The organism is Bacillus sp. 7894-2, from assembly GCF_002272225.1.
Classification (GTDB): Bacteria; Bacillota; Bacilli; order Bacillales; family Cytobacillaceae; genus Cytobacillus.
This window is the reverse complement of record NZ_NPDG01000085.1, coordinates 1-23,892: the sequence shown is the minus strand read 5'-3', so window position 1 is coordinate 23,892 and position 23,892 is coordinate 1. Positions and strand designations below refer to the sequence as shown.

Sequence of the window (23,892 nt, the reverse complement as noted above, 5' to 3'; positions counted from 1 at the left end):
CGCTTATCCTCTATTGATTCATCTGAGTTTTAAAGTGGGGATCTTACTGCCCGTTAGACTGCGATGAATCCTGTACAAAAATATAAGGCTGGCAGATGCCAGCCTTATTATCATTATATTTGAATTATAGTTTTACAACGTTTGCAGCTTGAGGTCCGCGGTTTCCTTCAACGATTTCAAAAGAAACTTCCTGGCCTTCTTCTAAAGATTTGAAACCGTCACCTTGGATAGCTGTGAAGTGTACGAATACATCGTCTCCGCCTTCAACTTCGATAAAACCGAAACCTTTTTCATTGTTGAACCATTTTACTTTACCGTTTTGCATGTTTACTTTTCCTCCTAAGCCTTTAAAGACACAACAGGTGTCTAAGATGAATATTACCACCTAACAAAACATAAAGCAGATATTTTTAGCTAAAATACATTCTGTTAAATGATGATTATAATATACACGAATGGGCACTTTCAGTCAAGGAATTGAACACCATTTTTACAAAAAACATTAAAATATTTTAAATATTTTTACTTTTTTGTGTCGGAATGGAAAATACAAAGTTTCTGCTGTGATCTGATAACATAATTTATCGTTTTTCTCATATGAATTATTAATTATCTTGTTGTTAAAGGGTGAGGAAAATGTACCGGTTTTCGATTGAGGATCAGGATTGGATTTTGAGGTTTTCACCCAATATCCAAATTGAAGCGGAAGAGAAGCAGGCCATTATAAGCTCCATCCTGCAGGTTGGCAAGGATCTCCCACAATACTCGCATGGGGAGTCATTTATCATTATGAATGACCAATTAGGCATTATCGTTTTTAGTGTCGAGAAAATACCATCTATGATATTGACCGTTTCAAACATTGTTACAGAAGATAAATGGTACATTCAAAAGAACCTGACAATAAAGCGCTATTATAAAGATTGATCGGCAATAGCCGATTTTTTTTGTTTAATAGGAAAAAATTCACAGAGTCTTACGCCTTATGCAAACGCTTTCCTTGTTGGATTAAAATATAAATGCAGGAATCTTTAAATAATTTATAAAGGAGGGCTTAAGTTGAAAGGGTTTAAACCGTTTATTTTTCTGGCCGCAGCTATAATATTGGCGGCATCCAATTTTTTATCCCCATTTATGCAAACGATTGCATCGGCCGAAAAAACAACACAGGGGGCCGGTCAGACTACAGCAGTTACCATCCATTATCAGCCTGAAGAGGGTGAAATGAAGGATTGGAATTTGTGGGTATGGCCTAAGGATGGCGAGGGTCAGGTATTTGAATTCACTGGTAAAGATGAATTTGGACTTATTGCAGAGGTTGTGCTGCAAGGTATTCATGATGAAGTTGGTTTTATTGTCCGCACCGACAGCTGGGAGAAAGATGGAGGGGACAGATTCATCAATGTAAAGAGCGGCATTGAAGAGGTATGGGTGAAAGCAGGCGATGAAAATACATATACATCACCGCCTGATGGTGAGTACAGAGACTTTCCGGCATTTGAACGGGTAAAGGTAAAACTCCACTACTTTCGATATGACGGAAATTATGAAGGCTGGAATTTATGGACATGGCCAGAAGACAAGGATGGAAAAAGAGTTGAATTTACAGCAGAAGATGATTTTGGGAAAGTTGCAGAATTTGAGCTTGAAAATCCGGAAGGTATGAAAAAGGCCGGATTTATAGTCAGGAAGAGCACGGAAGGAAATGATTGGGCCGGCAAGGAATTTGGTGATCGCTTTATTACAAAGTTCGATGAAAATGGGAATGCGGAAGTTTGGATTGTTCAGGGAACAGAAAGAATTTATTACAATCCAGCTTATATTGAAAAAGATCCAAAAATAGTGAATGCTTCTATGGATGCTTTTAATCAGATTACACTTGAAACCAATTTTCCTTTCCAGTGGAGGGATTGGGAATCCATAATTAATATTGACAATGCCGATATTAAAGAAGTTGTCCCTTATGACGGGAACGAGGAAAACAATTTTACAAATAAAGTAAAAGTGATAACAGAAGATAATCTGGATTTTAGACAATTTTACAAAATCTCTGCAAGTTCATTTGGAGAAGCAGAGGTGAAGATTGGGGAGGTTGTCAGATCAAAGGAATTTGATGATGCTTTCTATTTTGATGGCAAGCTTGGAAATCAGTATGCGAAAAATCAAACCTCCTTCAGGCTTTGGGCCCCTACAGCAAGTGAAGCATCGATTGTGCTTTATGACAGCTGGGATGATCAGACCGCTGAAGAGCTTCCTCTTAAAAGAGGTGAAAAAGGAACCTGGACAACTGTTCTAAAAGGTAATCAAAATGGGCTGATTTACAATTATAAAGTCAAAATTGGGGGGGAATGGACAGAAGCGACTGATCCCTATGTCCGGGCTGTAACAGTAAATGGCGACAGGGGCGTTGTAATGGACCTGGATTCAACCGATCCTAAAAAGTGGAATAAACAGAAGCCGAAATTAAAGAATCCAGAGGACTCCATCATTTATGAAGTCCATATACGGGACCTTTCAATTCATGAGGACAGCGGCATTAAGCATAAGGGGAAGTTCCTTGGGGCTGCTGAGAAAAGCACCCTAACTTCTAAAGGAGAAAAAACAGGTTTAAATCATATAAAAGATCTTGGAGTCACACATGTTCAGTTCCTTCCGATTTATGACTACCGGACAGTTGATGAAACAAAACTGAACGAGCCGCAATATAATTGGGGCTATGATCCTAAAAACTATAATGTGCCGGAAGGATCGTATTCTACTGATCCTTATGATCCGGCTACAAGAATTACAGAATTAAAGACAATGATTCAGGAATACCATGATCAGCAACTGCGGGTTGTAATGGATGTCGTGTATAATCATGTGTTTGCTGTAAATGAATCCAGTTTCCATAAGCTTGTTCCAGGCTACTATTTCCGCTATAACGAAGATGGAACACTTGCCAATGGCACAGGCGTCGGCAATGATACAGCTTCAGAACGAAAAATGGTGCAGAAATTTATTGTCGACTCTGTTGCCTATTGGGCAGAGGAATATAATCTTGATGGATTCCGCTTTGATCTGATGGGCATTCATGACACTGAAACAATGAATAAAGTAAGAAAGGCATTGGATACTATTGATCCTACTATCATTATCATAGGGGAGGGATGGGATTTAAACACACCACTGGCAGCTGAAAGAAAGGCCAATCAGAAAAATGCCGAAGATATGCCTGGCATCGGCCATTTCAATGATGGCATCCGGGATGGTTTAAAAGGAAGTGTGTTTGATGAACTGGATAAAGGTTTTGTAAATGGCAAACAAGGTATGGAAAACTTTGTACAGCAAGGAATTGCAGCAGGATTGGATTATCCGGGCACAATGGCCACATACAAAGATCCTGAACAGGTGGTTACGTATGCTGAGGCACATGATAACCACACTCTTTGGGATAAGCTTGAACTGACCAATCCAGGTGCAGGGGAAGAATCAAAAAAGAAAATGCATAAATTGGCTTCTTCCATTATACTGACGTCACAAGGGGTCAGCTTTGTTCATGCAGGCCAGGAATTCATGCGGACAAAATACGGGGATCACAACAGCTATAAATCCCCTGACAGTGTAAATCAGTTAGACTGGGACCGACGAACTGAATTCAGCGGGGAAGTAGACTATTTTAAAGGTCTGATTAAGCTCAGAAAGCATTATAAATCCTTTAGAATGACAACAGCTGAGGATATTCAATCAAAGCTTAATTTCATTGAGGCCCCGGATAATACGGTGGCCTATAGACTGGATGCAAAAGGCCTGAAGGATAGGGCAAAAGAGATCGTTGTAATCCATAATGCAAATACAGAACCAGCCATAATTTCACTTCCGGACAAGGGTCCTTGGCATTTACTTTCAGACGGAAAACAGGCTGGGATTAAAACACTAAAGATATATCATTCAAAAACAATTGAAGTACCTGCACAAACAAGCTTTATTCTCAAAAGATAAGTAAAGGAGGAGAATCCTGTAAGGGGTTCTTCTTTTTATTTAGCGCAACACGATTGTTTTAAAAATTTCATAACTATAAAGGTATTTTAACTCCCTTTGCTAAATTTTTAGGTTAATATTAAAATAGATGTCTATATTTTGTTCTTACAACACAAAGGGAGCTAAAGTATGAAACTGATTATCGCGGAAAAGCCCGATCAGGGTATGACGCTGGCTTCTATTTTTAAAATGAGGAAACACCAGGGATATATTGAGATCTTTCCAAATGATATATTCCCCCAGGGGGCTCATGTTACCTGGGCTATAGGCCACCTATGCCAGCTGTCTGCCCCTGAAAAATACAAAAAGGACTGGAAAAAATGGTCATTGGACACATTGCCGATCATTCCGGAGCAATTTCAATATGAAGTGACAAAGGATAAAGCAAAGCAATTTAATATAATTAAACAGCTTGCTTCTAATCCTGATTTAACAGAAATTATCCATGCGGGCGATGCAGGGAGAGAAGGAGAGCTTATCATCCGGAACATTCTTAGGCTTACCGGTTCTGGAGTGCCCATGAAAAGACTCTGGATTTCTTCTTTGACTCCTAAAGCCATAAAGGAAGGGTTCCTTGCCCTGCTGGATGAAAGTGACACAAGGAACTTATATTATGAAGCCTATACGAGAGCATGTGCCGACTGGGTCGTTGGGATGAATGCTTCGCGTTTATACAGCCTTCTTCTGCAGCAGAAAGGGTTCTCAGATGTTTTTTCTGTAGGAAGAGTTCAGACCCCAACTCTTGCATTAATCGTAAAAAGAGAGCAGGAGATTCAGAATTTTGTTTCCGAACCTTTCTGGGAGGTAAATGCACAATTTAAAGTGAACGGGAAAAAATATACCGGCAAGTGGGAAAAAGATGGTGAGACCAGAATTAAGACCAAAGAGGTTGCCGAAAAGATTGCTGCCTTTTGCAGAGATAAAGAGGCACAGGTGGAAGATGTGCAGGCTGAAAAAAAAGAATTCCTGCCGCCGATGCTTTATAATCTTTCGGCCTTGCAGGCGGAAACCAACCGCAGGTTCAAGTTCCCGCCTAAAAAAACACTTGATGTTCTGCAGAAGCTTTATCAAAAAGGAATCGTATCATATCCCCGTTCGGACTCCAGGCATGTAACAGAAGGAGAAGCGGAAATGTTTCCGGAAATCCTCAGAAAAATGGAATCAAAAGAGGAGTATAAGGAATTTTTCCCTCTGCCTATAAGCTCCATATTGCAGAATAAACGGTATGTGAATGACAAAAAGGTAACGGATCATTATGCCATTATTCCGACTGAGCAGGTGCCGGATCTCGGAAGACTGTCACAGGATGAAAAAATTCTCTATGATCTGATCGTGAGGAGCTTAATAGCTGCACATTATGGAAAAGCTGTATCAGAATATACAACTATAAAAACACTTGTTGATGGAAGAGCTTTGTTCCTTTCTAAGGGAAAAGTACAGCTTGAAGAGGGCTGGAGAAAAGTGATTCCTCAGCAGGAGAAGGAAAAGGAACCGACTCTGCCTTTATTGCAGGCAGGCGACCAGGGAACAGTGTTAAAGGCCGATGTAAAAGAAAGTAAAACCCAGCCGCCCAAAAGGTATACCGAAGGCCAGCTGATTACACTCATGAAATCGGCCGGGAAACAGATCGAGGATAAGGAACTCGAGAAGGTTTTGATGAAAACAGAAGGCCTGGGAACGGAAGCCACAAGAGCGGGAATCATTACTATGCTGAAGGAGCGCAAATACATTGATATTAAGAAGAATCTTGTATATGCAAACTCAAAAGCAAAAATCCTCATAGAAGCAATAGGAACAGAGATACTTGCTTCCCCTGAAATGACTGCCAAATGGGAACAGCGGCTGAAGGACATTTCCGATGGGCAGGCATCCCCGAAACAATTCATGGAGCAGACCAATAAAATGGTTGGCCATTTGATCTCTGCTTCCATTGAAAATGCAGGAAAGTGGGCATTCTCAGAAGATGACAAAGAGGGATTTATCCCTGGGAAATTCAAACAAAAAAGATCAGCCAATCTGGGAAAATGCATGCTGTGTGATGGTAAAGTTGTGGATAAAGGAAGCTTCTATGGCTGCTCCAATTATAATAAAACCAAATGCACTTTCACTATTTCTAAAAGCATTATGGGCAAGACAATAACTCAAAAACTGCTCAAACAGCTATTAAAGGATGGAGAAACAGAATTAGTCGAAGGATTTACAAGCAAAGGAAAAGAGAAAACATTTTCTGCTAAATTATCCTGGGACCGGCAGGAAAACAGAGTTAAATTTCTCTTCCCGCAAAAGGCCTGAATATGCCTGATGCAGTATATTTCCTTGTCTCCATTTTCCAACTGTAGTAAAATCGTTAAAGTCTAATATTTATTTAAGAAAGATATAAAGTGAACATGCGCTCTGCGCTTTTCTAAAATAGTTGTCTAGCTCCGAGCGCCATCGGCTCGAGGTCTTAAGCCAATCGCTTCTGAAGGCAAAAAACGCCTTCTGCCAGCGCTTGTCTTAAGCAGGTCGCCGAAAGGCAGGCGCTCTGCGCTTTTCTAATTGGCAGGAGGTTGCGTAATGCCAACACCAAGTATGGAAGATTACATTGAACAAATATATTTGTTAATTGAAGACAAAGGATATGCAAGGGTTTCTGATATTGCCGAAGCTCTTTCTGTGCATCCATCATCTGTGACAAAAATGGTTCAGAAGTTGGATAAAGATGAGTATCTTGTTTATGAAAAATACCGGGGGCTTATATTAACGCCAAAAGGGAAAAAAATCGGCAAGAGGCTTGTATATCGGCATGAACTTTTAGAACAGCTCCTGCGTATCATTGGAGTCAAAGAAGAAAACATTTATGAAGATGTGGAAGGCATCGAACATCACCTGAGCTGGGATGCCATCGACCGGGTTGGCGACCTGGTTCAATTTTTTGAAGAGGATGACAGCCGCATCGGAGTACTGAGGGAAATTCAGCGTAAAAATGAAGAAGAACAGTAAAAACCTGACTGCTATAAGTCAGGTTTTTTCATGTTTCGCAATATTAATAGAGGCTTGGAAAGTCATCAAAAGATGAGACATCGGAAGGATTCAGTTGCCTAGAGCCGTCTTCGTATTCATTAATATGGATACCCTCAATTACACCCTCTTCAGCCTCCATTAGTGCTTTGCGATAAGAAATAATCCGTCCTCCGGAAGTCTGGAAGGAAATTATTTCACCATTATTGTTGCGGTAGACTGCTGTCAGCTGCTCGCCGTTCATACAAAACTCTCCTTATTCATTTTCTATCAATAGTGTTGACGTTATTAACCATTTATAATCAGAGGTATTTTTGAGAATCTTAGCGAATTTAAAATATTGGGAACTTTTTTATTGAACAATCGTATTCATAAACGGAGGGATAAAATGAGCACTTTTAATTGGTCTGCAGAAGCAGAGAAGCTTTGGGATAATAATTCGGAATCATGGAATGCAAAGAGCAGGGCAATGTGGGAGGAAGGAAGCCGAAAAGATATCATCTCCTTCTTCGAAAAGCATGTCAAAAAAGGATCTGCTGTTTGTGATCTTGGCTGCGGAGATGGTTACGGTTCATACAAGCTTGCTTTGGCTGGCTATAGAGTTACTGGGATTGATGTCTCAGAAGAGATGATACATAAAGCTGAAAAATTAAACGCTGAAACTGATGCGGTGTTTAAGAAAGAAGACATTTCTAATCTTTCACTTGAGGAAAATACGTTTGATTCGATTCTTGCCATTAATTCCTTGGAATGGACTGAAAGCCCGCTGGATGTTTTACAGGAAATTCAGCGAATAGTTAAGCCGGGAGGAAGAGCGTGTATAGGGATTCTTGGCCCCACAGCCGCCCCCCGGGCTAACAGCTACCGCAGGCTTTATAAGGAAAAAGTTATCTGCAATACCATGATGCCATGGGAATTTGAACAGCTTGCAAATGAAAACGGATGGTTGAAGATTGATGAACTGGGTGTTTATAAAAAAGCATCAGAGCAGCTTTCAAAAGGATCGCTGCCTGATGAGCTAAAGCAATCATTATCTTTTATGTGGGTCTTTATGCTTGAAAACAGGGAAATGAAAGGATGAAAAGAGAATGAGCAGATATTCAATTGAAGAGTTTGTAAACCAGACGAAACAGCAGGATAAAGGTGAAGGGCTGTTTGAACTGGAAACATCAAGGATGCTCGAAATTAATTTAACCAGCCAGGTTTGGGCTAAAGCAGGCGGGATGGTTTCCTACCGCGGCCAGATAAAGTTTGAGCGCGAAGGCATTCTCGAGCACGGCTTAGGAAAGATGTTCAAAAAGGCATTTACTGGAGAAGGCACAGCATTAATGAAAGCAACAGGCAACGGAAAGCTGTACCTTGCTGACCAGGGGAAAAAGATTTCAATCCTGAATCTTGAGGGGGATTCCATCTTTGTAAATGGGAATGATCTCCTTGCTTTCGAGCCTTCCATCAGCTGGGATATTAAATTAATGAAAAGGATGGCAGGCATGCTTGCAGGCGGCTTGTTCAATGTCCGTTTAGAAGGGACGGGAATGGTGGCTATTACTTCTCACTATGAGCCACTGACACTTTTAGTTACTCCTGATAATCCCGTATATACCGATCCAAATGCGACAGTTGCATGGTCAGGGTCACTGCAGCCGGAATTCGTAACAGATATCTCCTTTAAAACGTTTCTTGGAAGAGGGAGCGGGGAGTCGATCCAAATGAAGTTTTCAGGCAGCGGATTTGTAGTGGTTCAGCCATTCGAAGAAGTGTATTATGCCCAGCAATCATAAGGAATAGCGGAAGCGCTTCGCATACCTGTCACTTGAAAATATTTCAATTTTATAAAATGAAAAAGCCGTTTTTGAGAGAGGGAACACCCTGCAAAAAAACGGCTTTTCATGTTTTTGGCTACATATTAAGTTACTCCGCTCACTGCATGATTAATCCCATTCGTAAGGTGTCTCCTGGTATACATAGTAGTTCAGCCAGTTGGAAAACATTAAATGGGCATGTGACCGCCAGATATTATGAGGTCTTCTGCCGGGGTCATCATTCGGAAAGTAGTGTTTTGGCACGGGAACCTGCAGACCTCTGCTTCTGTCTCTGGTGTATTCTTCTGCGAGTGTGCCAGCTTCATATTCGAGGTGGCCAGTTACCATGATTTGTCTGCCGCCGTTTGCGCTCATGATGAAAGGACCCGCCTCCTCAGAAGAGGACAGAAGCTTCACTTCCGGGTGTTTCAGCAGCTGCTCTTTATAAACATCTGTATTTCGTGAATGCGGAGCAAAATAGATATCGTCAAAGCCTCTCAGCAATTTTTCGCTTCTGTCATGAACTTCATGAAGATAAACACCGGAGCATTTCTCAGGCAGCTCATATTTTCCGATCCCAAAGTGATAGAATAACGCTGCCTGTGCTCCCCAGCATATATGCAGGGTGGAGGTAACATTTGTTTTTGTCCACTCCATGATTACGGTTAGCTCCTCCCAATAGTCAACCTCTTTAAAGTCAAGAAGCTCTACAGGAGCCCCAGTAATAATCATCCCGTCAAATTTTCTTTTTTGAACCTGCTCAAACGTAGTATAGAATTGTTCGAGATGCAGGGGACTGGTATTTTTTGATTGATGAGTGGCAGTTTTTAAAAATGAGATGTTTACCTGTAAAGGGGTATTTCCAAGAAGTCTTAAAAGATGGGCTTCCGTTTTTTCTTTCTCAGGCATCAAATTCAGGATGAGGATATTTAATGGGCGAATATCCTGTTGTTTGGCACGGTCCTCATCCATGATAAATATATTTTCTTCCTCTAAAATCTCCCTGGCAGGAAGCAGCTTAGGAATTTTTATCGGCAAGTGATCATCTCCCTGTACAAAAATTGAATTAAACTTATTATAAAGACGATTCAAAATTGTATCAATGCTTTACTGTGTGAAAATGCGAAAATATCAAAAGTAATTGGCAATATTTCTTTTCAGTGATGGTACAATATAGCTGTAAGGTACCTATACATATTGGATTCTGGGGGAATAAAAATGAAATCAGACATTGAAATTGCTCAGGCATCAGAAATGAAGCCTATTACGGAAATAGCTGAAAAACTAGGGCTCATTGAGGATGATTTGGAGCTATTTGGCAAGTATAAAGCAAAAATATCCGCAGCTGCCTTAAAGAAATTAAGTACGAATGACAGCGGTAAAATAATTCTAGTCACTTCCATTAATCCAACACCTGCAGGTGAAGGGAAGTCCACGGTAACAGTCGGACTTGCCGATGCTTTTAACAGGCTTGGCAAAAAGGCTATGGTCGCAATGCGGGAACCTTCCCTGGGGCCGACAATGGGAATTAAAGGCGGTGCAACAGGCGGGGGATATTCACAGGTTCTGCCGATGGAAGACATCAATCTGCATTTTACCGGCGATCTTCACGCTATTACAACAGCCAATAATGCCCTGGCTGCCCTGATTGATAATCACCTTCAGCAGGGAAATCTGTTGAATATTGACCAGAGAAGAATTGTCTGGAAGCGTGCTCTGGATTTGAACGACCGTGCATTGAGAAAAATCGTGATTGGCCTGGGAGGGCCGTTACAAGGTGTCCCAAGGGAGGATGGCTTTGATATTACTGTGGCTTCAGAAATTATGGCCGTTTTATGCCTTGCATCCGATCTGCAGAATCTGAAGGAAAGACTGGGGAAAATGGTTATAGCCTACAATTATGATAAACAGCCCGTAACAGTGAGCGATCTTGGAGTGGAAGGCGCTCTTACTCTCCTGCTTAAAGAAGCAGTCAAACCTAATCTGGTCCAGACTATAGAACATACACCTGCATTGGTTCATGGCGGCCCGTTTGCCAATATTGCTCATGGCTGCAACAGTGTGATTGCAACATCCGCAGCATCGAAGCTCGCTGATTATGTAGTGACAGAAGCCGGTTTTGGTGCGGACCTTGGCGCTGAGAAGTTTCTGAATATTAAAGCCAGAAACGAAGGCATTGATCCTGAAGCAGTGGTTATTGTCGCTACGATCCGTGCTTTAAAAATGCATGGAGGCTTGTCAAAGGCTGAATTGGGCAGGGAAGATACTGAAGCACTTACTAAAGGCTTTGCTAATTTAAGAAAGCATGTTGAGACAGTTGAAAGCTTTGGGCTTCCGTATGTAGTAGCCATTAACCGGTTTATTTCAGATAGCGAGAATGAAATTGCAACCCTTACAGAGCTTTGCGGTGAGGCAGGTATGCCAGTAGCCCTTACAGAGGTTTGGGAAAAAGGCGGGCAGGGCGGAATTGAGCTCGCAGAGAAGCTGCTGGAAATTTTGGACCAAAAAGCAGCGAAGTTCAATCATCTTTATGATTTATCACTGCCTCTTGAAGAGAAAATTCTAACAGTGGCTCAGAAGGTTTATGGAGCTGAGAATGTTGAATACTCAACCAAAGCCAAAAAGCAGCTAAAAGACTTTGAAAGCTTTGGCTGGGGTGTCCTGCCGGTTTGTATGGCTAAAACACAATATTCTTTATCTGATGATCCTTCAAAACTGGGAAGGCCATCAGATTTTACCATTACAATACGTGAGCTGAAGCCATCGATTGGTGCAGGATTCATTGTTGCACTCACCGGAGATGTGATGACTATGCCGGGCTTGCCCAAAGCCCCTTCTGCCATGAACATGGATGTAGATGAAGATGGAAATGCAGTCGGCCTATTTTAAGGGGGATAACCATGTTTGATCCAACGGCCTTTGAAAATATGAAGGTTGTAATGGAAGGCGGATTTTATGACCGGGATCTGGACGGAGAAATAAGAATAGTTGACCGGAATGATATGATAAACTCAGCGAAAATGTGCCGCAGATATGACATTACATTCACAGATTATGCTGAAGACATGGCGGAGATTTACTGTATCTTTATAATGGAGGCGGGACTTGATAATCTTGCAGCTGAGCTATTGCCTCAACGGAAAACTGAAATGCTGGCCGGATGCCGGATTTCTGTGATTTTTAAAATTAGGCATCAAATGGAACACAATAAATTTAAGGAAATCCGAGAAGTCCTGGAGAAAATATGGGGCAGCGGACGGAATATCGAACAGACTGTGAAATACAGCCCTGAAAATAGCCAGGGGCTGGCTGAAACCGAAACCATCATTACCTTTAACCGCCTTGTCAAGGAAGAGCAGATAGATGACCTGAATGAAATGATCAATTATATGACTGCTTCTATGGATTCTTTGAGAAAAATTCAATATTAACAAATACGCGCCTTGCCAGTGGAAGCAAGGCGTTTTTTTTGTATGAAATTTTTACGGAAAATTCAAAATTATATTTACAATCCGAAACTCTGATAATACGATTAAGAAGGAATGGAAAAACATTCCGAATACAATCAAAAGGAGGAGAGGCAAATGATTAAGGAAACCATTGCGAAAAAAGAATTGGAGAAGGGTAGACAAGACGTAACCTAGTCAGGAGGACAAAGGAATGATTCGGAGTACAGACAAATTTATCATTACTGAGTATCATGAGGGCTTTGCAGCAGGAATCGCAAAAATGTGGAACTTAAGCAGAGACAGCTGGGGCGGAGATACCAGTGTAATGACTGAAGAGCAAGTGAAAACGCAGGAAGCGAATAACGGCAATATTACGTTATACTTAGCCCTTGATGGTGAAGAGGTCGTAGGCTATTGCGGGCTATCGGAATATAAAGAGGATACGGGTTCCCTGTATATCCCTCTTTTAAATGTAAGACCGGATTACCATGGGCGGAAAATCGGAAAGATGCTTGTGCAAAAAGCGCTGCAAAAGACTATGGAATTGGGCTGGCCGCGCCTGGATTTATATACATGGCCAGGAAACGTGAAAGCTGTCCCGCTTTACAAAAAATGCGGTTTCTTTTGGGAAGACAGGGATGATACAACCCATTTAATGAACTTTATTCCCGCTGTTCACCAGACACAGCTTTTAAAACCGGTTCTGGAGAAGCTTGATTGGTATGACAGCAGCCTGAGAAATATCGATGTGAAGCCGGATGGAATCAAAGAAAATGGATTTACATTTTACGAGTATAAATGGCAAAGCGGGGAAGTCTCTGCAAGAGCCAGAATTGAAAGAACCGGCAGGGGAATCAGCTTAATTGAAACTAATGAGTATCTTATAGAACTATGCATGGCCCATCATGAAGTTATTGAAAATCAAGTTCAAACTTTTCAGCTCAACCTTGTAAATAAAACAGGAAACCTCGCTTCGTTTAAAGCTGAAGCGAATAATCAGGGAAGGGTCGAATCAGTGTTTGAGCATGAGTTGACAGCTGAGAACAACGCTGTAATGACCGGAACATTTATTGTGCATGAAGGGGAAGAGCCCAGTGTCTGGAAAACTCATCCTTCATTGGAGGTAAAGGTTTGGGTAAATGGAGAGGAATGTGAACTGCGCCTTGGACTTCTTCCGAAGCAGCCTGCCAAAATAACAGGCGCTTCCAAAGGAAATCTCAGTTTTTTGAATCAGGAAGCAGAATTGGAAATGGAAGTAGAAAACAACCTGGAGGAGGAGGCAGTATTTCACCTTTCTTTCCCTGAAAGTGATTTAGTTGAATTAGAAAAGCGGGAGTATCGAATACAGCTCCATAAAAAAGAACGTAAGCTGCTAAAGGTGCCTTTTACCGTGAAAAACCATGGCTTTTATCAGCCGGAAATGTCGATATCGGCATTAAAGAAGAATGGGGAAGAACTCTCTTTTACTTGCAGCCCGGTGGGCATTCCACTTAAAAGCTTTGGTCAGAAGTTCGGAGGAGAGTCCAGGGATTACTGGCATATATGCAATGGGATCTGCCAGGTGAATATCCGGAAAATGGATTATAAAATAACAGCCGGCAGAAACGAAAATGTTAACCAGCCTTTTTCGTTTTTTGTTCCTAAGCTGGGCAAGCCTTATTCTACTGAATTTTCAAAGGCCAAGCCTCTGGAAGCAGAGTGGTTCACAGATGATACGGCCATTACCTTCAAATTGGTTTTCAAGTCTGAAGCTTTTCCGGGAATTCTTGTAGCCTTGTATACCTCCCTTTATGGTGAAGGCCTTGTGAAAATTTGGTCTGAACTGACAAATGAAGGGGATAAAAAATATGAAAACCTGTTTTTGAGCCAGCCGTTATTTCATGAGATGCAGCAGCCATATTTTCCACTCGAGAATGAAGTAATAGAGTTTTCAGATGTAAAAGAATTAGGGTTCATGGAAATATCAGGTGAAAGCATAACTGAAAATTGGTATTTCGCGAATCATAATGGAGAGCCGATTGGATTCTGCTGGCCTAAAAGTGCGAAGTCCAATCCGGATGGGTGGCAATTTTATTATCAGCAGGAGACTGGCTGTCTTGCACCGGGAGATCAGAAGATATTGGCCCCTGGCTATTTATCCATAGGAGCCTTCCGGACATGGGAAGAAATGCAGCAATTTGCAGGTGTGACTGCTGAACCTGAAAAAATAGTAAAGAATGAAAAAGCGCTAGTTATCAATAGGGGAAATCCAGTTTTAAAGGACCAGGAAACAGCGGAGTTTACTCTTAAAACCCTTCGTTCGAGTTATCTGAACGGCACTATAGATGTTTATTTAAATGAAGATAAAAAACTATCCGCAACTTTCAGCCAGGAACAGGAACTAAAGGAATATAGAGCGAATTTCCCTATTGAAGGCATAAAACCCTTATCTCTTGTGAAAGCCGAGATGACACTTGACAGTGGTAAGACGCATGCAAATGATTTGCTGCTGATGCCCAGGGGTAAAATCCGTATATTAACAGAAAAGCAGAGCGGGAAGACTGTTTATACATTGGATAACGGCATTATTAGCTTAAAAGCCGCACCGGAATTTTATCCTGGATTATTCTCCTTTTCATATAAAGGAAATGAATGGCTGGATTCCTCTTTTCCTGAACCCGTTGCCAAGGGATGGTGGAATCCGTGGGCTGGCGGCATGAAAACGGTTCCTTCGCAAATGAGTGTGTTTTCGCTTTTGAAGGAGAAATCTTCTGCTGAATTTCTGAATGTTAAAGATTCGTATGAAAACGAATGGTCTGTATTGGCCATTCATACGAAAGCTGTCCTTCACTCCATCTGGAAAGGACTTGATTATACACAGTATTTCGCTTTATTGCCGGGAGTGCCTATCCTAGCCCATTGGGTAGAAGTGAACAATGCAGGAGGAAAGTATCTGTTTAATGAAAAATGGATCACAGATATCTTTTTATCCGGAGGCTCATTAAAGGATCTTACTCTTACACTAAATGACAAAGATGCGGAATCAGCCTATCAGGTCGGAGTTGAGGAGCAATCTTTTGTGGATTATAATGTATCCCGTATCAGCAGCTCCCTCTCTTCTGAAAAAATGTATGTAATGAAAAGTAAAGATACTGATTTCCTGAGGGCATATATGAATAAAGAAGCCTTCGAAGTTTTTTCCGAAAGGAAGGCGGGCTCATTGGCCAAACCGGGATTTATCGCATTTGATGAAAGAAGCTTCGATGGCCGATTACTTAATAAACTGCATTATTTGGAATTCCGTTAAAGGAGAAATTATGAAAGTCATAGATGCACATATTCATTTTTCTGATATAAAATCATTTCATCATACTGCCGAGAAACTCTCATTTGTAGATTATTCATATAATGGGCACCAGAAGGAGTTCCAAAATGCCAATGTAGTTCTGAGCATCGCCATGGGACTTACAGAAACAGACAAGATGGGCTTTCCGGATTATGAAGCAAGAACACCGATGGGGATTGATCTGGAAGACAAGATGCCGGCTAATATTGTTTACTGTGCCGGCATCAATCCATATGATCTCAATGAAGACGCTTTAGAAAGGCTCGAAGAAGATCTGCAAAAGCCTGCTGTTGTGGGTATTAAAATTTATCTTGGGTATTATCCTTTCTACGCCTATGATGAAGTATACCAACCTGTGTATGCACTCGCTGAAAAATATAGAGTGCCTGTTGTATTTCATACAGGCGATACTTATTCGGAAAGGGGATTGCTTAAGTATTCTCATCCCCTGGCTATTGACGAGGTTGCAGTTAAACACCGGAATATCAATTTCATGATGGCTCATTTTGGAGATCCATGGACGCTGACCGGAGCAGAAATCATATATAAAAATCCGAATGTCTTTGCCGATCTTTCAGGCCTTATTGTGGGAACAGAAAAAGAATTGAAGAAGCACAGTGAAGGAAGATTTTTGGACCATCTTAGGCATGCTTTAGTGTTCGCGGATTCTTACGATAAATTGCTTTTTGGAACCGATTGGCCACTTGCGCCTGTAGGCCCTTATATCGAATTTATAAAAGAGCTCATCCCTGGAGAGCATCATGAGGATGTTTTCTATAATACCGCTATAAAGGTTTTTCCTAAAATCAAGCCTTTTCTACCATAGAACCTGGGGGCTGGGAGAGAAATCTTTCAATTCCAGCCCTTCAAATAGTCTTATTTAGATACATATACGTATAAATATCATAAAAGGGGGCGTCTTTAATGGTTAAAATTGCATGGGTAACAGACAGCACGGCTTTTTTAAATAATGAGTTAAGAAACCACCCTGACCTGTACCAGATACCGATGACTATCATTATGGATGGCAGAGAATATACAGATGGTGTTGATTTAACACCTGAAGAACTTTATGCGAGGTTAAAAACCCTGGATACCCCGGCTAAAACCTCCCAGCCATCCATCGGCGCTTTCAGGAATTTATACGAAAATCTGCAGAAGGATTATGACTGTATCATCGCTGTGCTTGTATCGGCAAAGCTCAGCGGTACTGTTTCTTCCAGTGAACAGGCTGCCCAGCTGGTTGATATCCCGGTATACAGCCTGGACTCCAAGATATTATCATATCCTTTAACAAGATTAATCCTTAAAGGGATGGAACTGGCAGAGGCAGGACTGGACAGTAAGGACATTATCAGCGAGCTTGAGATGCTCCGTGATACGGGCGAAACATATGTCCTCATTGGCAGTCTTGAACAGCTCCATAGAAGCGGCAGGATGTCCGGGGTTCAATTCTTTTTAGGAAGCATGCTTAATGTAAAGCCGATTATTTCAGTTCATGATGGAGAATTAAGTGTCAGGGAGAAGGCCAGGAGCGAGAGAAAAGCGAAAGATAAAATTGTGAAGCTTTTGAGGAGCGCTCATCAAAGAAACCCGCTGAAGGAAGTATTCATCCTGTACGGTTTGCATCCCGAAGAAGCGGAGATATGGAAGAATGAACTTCAGGAAGAATTTTCGGGAGTTGAATTTGGATGCTACTCCTTAGGAGCCACCATTGGCGTCCACGCAGGAGAGCATACACTCGGCATCAGCTGGCTGAATGGCCTGGAATAAATTAATATAAGCTCTGGTGCAGGAAATCAAATACTGGTTTTCTGCACTTTTTTGTCTTTATATATCCATATGGTATGACCTTGCCATCGTTTCTTTTTAGTACTAATGTTAAAATGGACAGTGGAGTTTGAAAGCGGGTGAAATAATGAAAGAAAATATTATACATATAACTGAAAAATTTGTCCGGGATACACTCGGAGATGATTCAACCGGGCATGACTGGCATCATATTGAGCGGGTTCGAAAAAACGCCCTTTACATAGCGGAAAAGGAACAAAAAGGAGATCCTTTCTTAATTGAAATGGCAGCCTTGCTTCATGATATATCTGATGCAAAGCTGAACATTTCCGTGGAAGCAGGGGACAGGAAACTGTCTGACTTTCTGCAGGAACTCGAAATCACAGAGGAAGCATCCAGCTCCATTAAGGCAATTATTGATTCAGTTTCCTTTAAAGGCGGCCATAACACCAGGATCTTAAGCGCAGAAGCCCAAATTGTCCAGGATGCGGACAGATTGGATGCAATAGGTGCCGTGGGAATTGCGAGAGCATTTGCCTACGGAGGCAAAAAAGGACAGCTGATTTATGATCCTGCCCTTGATATCAGAGAGGAAATGACTGAAGATGAATACCGGAATGGCAGGTCGTCATCCATCAATCACTTTTACGAAAAGCTTTTGAAGCTGAAAGATCTGCTGAATACTGACACTGCTACGGAATTGGCAGAAGAGCGGCACGAGCTAATGGAGCAGTTTCTGCATCAATTTTTAAAAGAATGGAATGGTCAAGCATGAAGATGATTTCTGTGGAAAATGTGACAAAAACCTATGGTGAGAAAGAACTTTTTAACAATATATCCTTTACAATAGCCGAAAAAGAAAGGGCAGGACTGATCGGTGTAAACGGTACAGGAAAATCCTCCCTTTTGAAGGTGATTGCGGGAGTTGACCTGCCGGACTCCGGCGAAATAGTCAAACCGAGAGATTACACCATTTCATATTCAGTACAGCAGCCTGACCTGAATCATGATTTATCCGTTCTCGAGCAGGTGTTTGCAGGAGATGCGCCAATTCTTGTGCTGCAGAGAGAATATGAACAAGCACTGCTGGAGCTTAGCCGGCACCCTGAAGACCCAGCTGTCCAGGAAAGCCTATTCGAACTTCAAAAAAGAATGGATACACTTAATGCCTGGGAAGTTAATACCGATGCCAAAACGATTCTCACTAAACTGGGCATTGAGGATTTCAGCAGAAAAGTCGGTGAGCTTTCAGGAGGTCAGAAAAAACGGGTTGCGCTGGCGCAAGCTTTGATCCAGTCACCAGACTTGCTGATTCTTGACGAGCCGACCAATCATCTTGATTTTGAATCGGTTAAATGGCTGGAAGAATATCTGGGGAAATATCAGGGCGCACTGCTGCTAGTAACACATGACCGTTATTTCCTGGACCGGGTTACCAATAAAATGTTTGAGCTTGAGGGCGGAAATCTTTACAGCTATAAGGGGAATTATGCTGCATTCCTTGAAGCCAAGGCGATAAGAGAGGAAAATGAATCAGCCACTATAGAAAAGCAGAGAAATCTGTTCAGAAGGGAACTCGAGTGGATCAGGAGAGGTGCAAAAGCCCGTACCACCAAACAAAAAGCAAGGATCCAGCGGTTTGAGACCCTTGACAGCCAGCTTGCTTCAGTTAAATCCTCTGAAAAATTGGATATGTCCCTAAGCGGCAGCCGTCTCGGAAAACAAGTATTTGAACTCGAAGCTGCTACAAAAAAGTATGGGTCCCAAACAATTCTGGATCATTTTGATCTTCTCGTAAAGCCAGGGGACAGAATAGGGATTATTGGAAGAAATGGGACAGGGAAATCCACACTCCTTAACATATTGGCAGGCAGGATTCCGCTGGACTCAGGTGAGCGTATTATTGGGCAGACAGTAAAAGTTGCTTACTATACCCAGGAAAGCGAAGATATGGATGAGAGTAAGCGCATGATCGAATACCTCAAAGAAACAGCTGAAGTAGTTGAAACTTCAGATGGAAAAACTATTTCTGCGGCTCAAATGCTGGAGCGTTTCCTATTTCAGCCATATACTCATGGCACCCCTATCCGCAAGCTTTCCGGAGGGGAAAAACGGAGACTTTATTTACTGAAAATCTTAATGTCTGAACCAAATGTTCTCCTACTTGACGAGCCGACCAATAACCTTGATACCCAAACCCTGACGGTTCTCGAGGATTATCTTGATGATTTTCCCGGCGTAGTCATTACTGTTTCACATGACCGCTATTTCCTGGATAAAGTGGCTGAACAGCTGCTTGTGTTAAAAGGAGAAGGCGAGATTGACTCCTACTACGGAAATTACAGTGAATTTCTTGAAAGCGAAAATGCCAAACCGGTTCAGGAAGTTAACCATGCCCTTAAAAAAACGAGGGAAACGAAACCGAAGAAAAAGAGAATGAGCTATAAAGAGAAAAAGGAATGGGAAGAAATAGAGGGAAAGATTGAGGCTGCTGAAATGCGTCTCGAAGCGATTGCCTCAGAGATGGCCAGCATTGGCAGTGACTTTGAAAAAGGCCAGGCATTAGTAGAAGAGGAATCGAAACTGAATGAAGAACTGGAATATCTGATAGAGAGATGGAGCTATCTATCAGAAGCAGCAGAAAATGAATAATGATGTGCCCGGGGAAATCTCCGGGTTATTTTTATTTTCAAAACAGCTGGAATGCCTCGAAATTTTCCTTATGTTAAAATAAAATCAGTTACCAGCGTGAATATATAAAAAAGGGTGATACTTTTGAAAATAAAAGCAATCGAACCAACACCGAGTCCGAATACAATGAAGGTTATTCTTGATGAAGAGCTTCCAATGGGGAAAGCCAATAATTATAAAAAAGATAAAAATGAAGGAGCTCCCAGAATCATCCTTGATATTCTTGAGATCGAAGGCATAAAAGGAGTTTACCATGTTGCTGATTTCCTGGCAGTAGAAAGAAATGCTAAATATGACTGGAAAGAGCTGCTTCCTCAAGTTCGGTCTGCTTTTGGCGAAGACGTGGAAAATGACGGCTCTGAAGAAAACAGCATTGATGAACATTTTGGTGAAGTGCAAGTATTAGTCCAAATGTACAAAGGAATTCCCATGCAGGTGAAGCTGACTGACGGCACGGAAGAAAAGCGCTTCGGACTTCCTGAAAACTTCATTAATGCTGTTGCAAAAGCTCAGGATCCTGCTGATAATGTTGTGATGGTCCGCAAGTGGAAGGAATTTGGGGTCCGCTACGGAGACTTTGACCAAGTTGGCCATGATATTGTAGAGGAACTAATGGCTGCCTTTCCGGAGGGAAGACTCCAGACTCTTGTGATAATGGCTAAAAGCCCGGATAAAGCGGAGGATAAGCATGTGCGTTCTCTTCTGAAACTTTCAGTCGAAGATCTGGATTCCCCGGATTGGCGGGAGCGCTATCAAAAACTCGAACAGATGGATAATCCAGAACTGGAGGACCTGCCTGTTCTTGAAAAAGCTCTCAATGACGAGAAGGCTTCAATCAGGAGACTTGCGACAGTTTATCTTGGGATGATTGAGAATAAAAAGGTCCTGCCGCTTCTGTACAGAGCATTGAAGGATAAAACCGTCACTGTAAGGCGTACAGCCGGAGACTGTTTATCAGACTTAGGGTTTGCAGAAGCAATGGACGCCATGAAGGAAGCTCTGCAGGATGACAGTAAGCTTGTACGCTGGCGTGCGGCCATGTTCCTTTACGAAGTGGGAGATGAAAGTGCGCTGCCTGCTCTAAAGGCTGCAGAAGACGACCCGGAATTCGAAGTCAGCCTGCAGATTAAACTGGCTATTGAGAGAATTGAGCAGGGAGAAGAAGCAAAGGGTTCAGTTTGGAAACAAATGACCGAATCCCGGAACAAAGGTGAGAAATAATTTTAAGAAAACCGCTCAGATTTCAAGATCTGCAGCGGTTTTTTAATTGGAATTGATTAATTTAAAACTTACACGCATTACAGTTTCATCCGTTTAAAGCGAAAAATTAAATTAAATTTGTAATAATTATTGAAATTATCCGAAAAAGGGTCTATATTGGAAAGAAAATATTTGGGGGGCAGGAGGTTAGTCAATCTTTTCCATAGAATAAGAGATTATGAATCTAGGGTAAAACGGGAGGTACATACTATGACTGGCTCACAGATGAGAAGTGATATGATCAAAAAAGGCACAGACCGGGCTCCGCATCGCAGCCTGCTGCGTGCTGCCGGAGTAAAAGAAGAAGATTTCGGAAAACCATTTATTGCTGTGTGCAATTCCTATATTGATATCGTTCCTGGACATGTGCATTTGCAGGAATTCGGTAAAATTGTTAAAGCAGCAATCCGGGAAGCAGGCGGCGTTCCATTTGAATTTAATACCATTGGTGTGGATGATGGAATTGCGATGGGCCATATCGGCATGCGCTATTCTCTGCCAAGCCGTGAAATCATTGCAGACTCACTTGAAACAGTTGTTTCTGCCCACTGGTTTGATGGAATGGTCTGTATCCCGAACTGCGATAAAATCACACCCGGAATGATGATGGGGGCATTAAGGGTTAATATTCCAACCCTTTTTGTCAGCGGCGGCCCGATGAAAGCCGGCGTTGATTCAAGCGGAAAGCCATTATCCTTAAGCTCGGTCTTTGAGGGTGTGGGTGCCTTCGAATCCGGCCAAATCGACGAACAAAAGCTCCTGGAAATCGAGCAGGTAGCATGTCCGACCTGCGGTTCCTGTTCAGGGATGTTCACTGCGAATTCCATGAACTGTCTTGCAGAAGGACTGGGACTTGCACTTCCTGGAAATGGCACGATTCTGGCTGTATCAGAAGAAAGAAAAGAATTTGTTAAACGTTCAGCCAAGCAGCTGATGGAATTAATCAAGCAAGACATCAAACCGCGCGATATTGTTACCATCGATGCGATTGACAATGCATTTGCCCTGGATATGGCAATGGGCGGGTCAACGAATACAGTTCTTCACACCTTGGCGCTTGCCCACGAAGCTGAAATTGAATATCCGATTGCACGAATCAATGAGATTGCCAACCGGGTTCCGCATTTAGCCAAGATCGCTCCTGCATCAGATTATCATATTGAAGATGTTCATAATGCGGGTGGGGTGAGTGCAATTATCAATGAATTGCTTAAAAAGCCGGACGCCTTGAATGGTGACTGTCTGACAGTTACCGGAAAGCCGCTAAGGGAGAATGTAGCCGGCAGTGAGATTCAGGATAAAAATGTAATCCGGACGCTGGAGAATCCGCACTCTGAGCGCGGAGGGCTGGCGGTTTTATTTGGGAATCTAGCTCCTGAGGGATCCATTATAAAAGTAGGTGCAGTAGATGAGTCAGTTGGCGGATATCATAGAGGACCAGCCATCTGCTTTGATTCGCAGGAAGATGCACTATCTGGAATCATTACTGGCAAGGTGCAGGAAGGCCATGTTGTGGTCATTCGTTATGAGGGCCCTAAAGGTGGCCCTGGAATGCCGGAGATGCTTGCACCGACTTCACAGATTGTCGGCCGTGGTCTAGGTGCAAAAGTCGGCCTGATTACAGATGGCCGTTTCTCGGGTGCTTCACGCGGCATCAGCATTGGGCACATCTCACCGGAGGCTGCTGAAGGCGGACCTATTGCATTTGTAGAAAATGGAGACATCATTGAACTGAATTTGAATAATCGTACAATTAATCTGGAAATCTCAGATGAAGAATTTGAAAAACGCAAAGCCAATTGGAAAGGCTTCGAGCCAAAGGTCAAAAAAGGCTATCTTGCCCGTTATTCGAAGCTTGTGACCAATGCCAGCACAGGCGGCGTTATGAAAATTTAAGTATATTTAGAAAGCCGGTCCTAAAAAGACCGGCTTTCTTTGAATTAGCTGCCATATGACGAAAACCGGCATAGAAAAATTGCATTAAGTTCATACGATATAGTATGCTTACTTTACAAACTGCACGTTAAGGAGGATACAAATCTTATGTCAATGGCATATGAAGAATATATGAAACAAATGGTAAAGCCGATGCGTGAGGAGCTTGTACAGGCAGGCTTTAAAGAGCTTACGGCTTCAGAAGATGTAGAGCAATTCATGGAAGGGCTTGAAGGAACAGCTCTTGTTGTCGTGAATTCAGTTTGCGGCTGTGCGGCTGGTCTTGCCCGCCCTGCAGCAACACAGGCTGTTTTAAGAAGTGAAAAGAAACCTGATCACCTGGTGACGGTTTTTGCCGGACAGGACAAAGAAGCAACAGCTAAAATGCGCGAGTACTTTGATGGATATGAGCCTTCATCACCTTCTATGGCTCTTTTAAAAGGGAAGGAAGTTGTGCACTTCATTCACCGCCATGATATCGAAGACCACTCTATGGAAGCAATTATGGAGAACCTTCTTGCAGCTTTTGAGGCGAATTGCTGAGAATATTAGATTAATGCTGTATTCATAAATTTTGCTGCTAATGGGCAGGTAACTAAATTCGACCTCTGAGTTGATT

19 protein-coding genes are annotated in these 23,892 nt (G+C 42.2%); 16 read left to right on the top strand and 3 right to left on the bottom strand.

Features of this window, described 5'->3' with window-relative positions:
* Positions 1-124: 124 nt before the first annotated feature.
* Positions 125-325, bottom strand: coding sequence for a cold-shock protein CspD (gene cspD, locus CHI10_RS12545; RefSeq protein ID WP_009791749.1), 201 nt, complete (start codon positions 323-325; stop codon positions 125-127).
* A gap of 311 nt (positions 326-636) precedes the next feature.
* Between cspD and CHI10_RS12540 the strand changes: the two genes are divergently transcribed.
* The 4 genes from CHI10_RS12540 (at position 637) to mntR (ending at position 7,002) form a co-directional block, all read left to right on the top strand.
* The gene (locus CHI10_RS12540; protein ID WP_095244612.1) at positions 637-927 is read left to right on the top strand and encodes a hypothetical protein; all 291 of its coding nucleotides are present in this window, start codon (positions 637-639) and stop codon (positions 925-927) included.
* 132 nt (positions 928-1,059) lie between these two features.
* On the top strand, positions 1,060-3,981 hold the full coding sequence (gene pulA / locus CHI10_RS12535) for a type I pullulanase (protein WP_353615968.1): 2,922 nt from the start codon (positions 1,060-1,062) through the stop codon (positions 3,979-3,981).
* 168 nt (positions 3,982-4,149) lie between these two features.
* Complete coding sequence (locus CHI10_RS12530; protein ID WP_095244610.1) at positions 4,150-6,312, top strand: DNA topoisomerase III; 2,163 nt, start codon at positions 4,150-4,152, stop codon at positions 6,310-6,312.
* 264 nt (positions 6,313-6,576) lie between these two features.
* Positions 6,577-7,002, top strand: a complete 426-nt coding sequence (gene mntR, locus CHI10_RS12525) for a transcriptional regulator MntR (RefSeq protein WP_095244609.1) — start codon at positions 6,577-6,579, stop codon at positions 7,000-7,002.
* 43 nt (positions 7,003-7,045) lie between these two features.
* On the opposite strand, the gene CHI10_RS12520 is transcribed toward mntR, so the two are convergent.
* A complete protein-coding gene (locus tag CHI10_RS12520) occupies positions 7,046-7,264 on the bottom strand; it encodes a DUF3892 domain-containing protein (RefSeq protein WP_095244608.1) in 219 nt (72 codons plus the stop codon).
* A 144-nt stretch (positions 7,265-7,408) separates the two neighbouring features.
* Between CHI10_RS12520 and CHI10_RS12515 the strand changes: the two genes are divergently transcribed.
* A complete protein-coding gene (locus CHI10_RS12515; RefSeq protein ID WP_095244607.1) occupies positions 7,409-8,101 on the top strand; it encodes a class I SAM-dependent methyltransferase in 693 nt (230 codons plus the stop codon).
* A gap of 7 nt (positions 8,102-8,108) precedes the next feature.
* Entirely contained in the window at positions 8,109-8,801 is a 693-nt protein-coding gene (locus tag CHI10_RS12510) for an AIM24 family protein (RefSeq protein WP_095244606.1), read from the top strand.
* A 150-nt stretch (positions 8,802-8,951) separates the two neighbouring features.
* On the opposite strand, the gene metA is transcribed toward CHI10_RS12510, so the two are convergent.
* Complete coding sequence (metA, locus tag CHI10_RS12505; RefSeq protein WP_095244605.1) at positions 8,952-9,860, bottom strand: homoserine O-acetyltransferase MetA; 909 nt, start codon at positions 9,858-9,860, stop codon at positions 8,952-8,954.
* A gap of 180 nt (positions 9,861-10,040) precedes the next feature.
* On the opposite strand from metA, the gene CHI10_RS12500 reads away from it, so the two are divergent.
* From CHI10_RS12500 to CHI10_RS12455, 10 genes are all read left to right on the top strand, one after another.
* Positions 10,041-11,711 (top strand): formate--tetrahydrofolate ligase, encoded by a 1,671-nt coding sequence (locus CHI10_RS12500; RefSeq protein ID WP_095244604.1) that lies wholly within the window; start codon positions 10,041-10,043, stop codon positions 11,709-11,711.
* 11 nt (positions 11,712-11,722) lie between these two features.
* Positions 11,723-12,253 carry a hypothetical protein gene (locus tag CHI10_RS12495; protein WP_095244603.1) on the top strand — a complete coding sequence of 177 codons (531 nt, stop codon included), beginning with the start codon at positions 11,723-11,725 and terminating at the stop codon, positions 12,251-12,253.
* Between the two features lie 229 nt (positions 12,254-12,482).
* Positions 12,483-15,557 (top strand): GNAT family N-acetyltransferase, encoded by a 3,075-nt coding sequence (locus tag CHI10_RS12490; RefSeq protein ID WP_095244602.1) that lies wholly within the window; start codon positions 12,483-12,485, stop codon positions 15,555-15,557.
* 10 nt (positions 15,558-15,567) lie between these two features.
* Positions 15,568-16,422, top strand: a complete 855-nt coding sequence (locus tag CHI10_RS12485) for an amidohydrolase family protein (RefSeq protein ID WP_095244614.1) — start codon at positions 15,568-15,570, stop codon at positions 16,420-16,422.
* Positions 16,423-16,520: 98 nt separating this feature from the next.
* Positions 16,521-17,369: a DegV family protein gene (locus CHI10_RS12480; RefSeq protein ID WP_095244601.1), complete on the top strand. Its 849-nt coding sequence runs from the start codon at positions 16,521-16,523 to the stop codon at positions 17,367-17,369.
* Positions 17,370-17,511: 142 nt separating this feature from the next.
* Positions 17,512-18,162: an HD domain-containing protein gene (locus CHI10_RS12475; protein WP_483294954.1), complete on the top strand. Its 651-nt coding sequence runs from the start codon at positions 17,512-17,514 to the stop codon at positions 18,160-18,162.
* Positions 18,159-20,039, top strand: coding sequence for an ABC-F family ATP-binding cassette domain-containing protein (locus CHI10_RS12470; RefSeq protein WP_095244599.1), 1,881 nt, complete (start codon positions 18,159-18,161; stop codon positions 20,037-20,039). The genes CHI10_RS12475 and CHI10_RS12470 overlap by 4 nt, the downstream gene beginning before the upstream one ends.
* Positions 20,040-20,162: 123 nt before the next feature.
* A complete protein-coding gene (locus CHI10_RS12465; protein WP_095244598.1) occupies positions 20,163-21,299 on the top strand; it encodes a conserved virulence factor C family protein in 1,137 nt (378 codons plus the stop codon).
* A gap of 249 nt (positions 21,300-21,548) precedes the next feature.
* On the top strand, positions 21,549-23,234 hold the full coding sequence (ilvD, locus tag CHI10_RS12460) for a dihydroxy-acid dehydratase (RefSeq protein WP_179289025.1): 1,686 nt from the start codon (positions 21,549-21,551) through the stop codon (positions 23,232-23,234).
* A 147-nt stretch (positions 23,235-23,381) separates the two neighbouring features.
* On the top strand, positions 23,382-23,816 hold the full coding sequence (locus tag CHI10_RS12455; RefSeq protein ID WP_095244597.1) for a BrxA/BrxB family bacilliredoxin: 435 nt from the start codon (positions 23,382-23,384) through the stop codon (positions 23,814-23,816).
* Positions 23,817-23,892 lie beyond the last annotated feature (76 nt).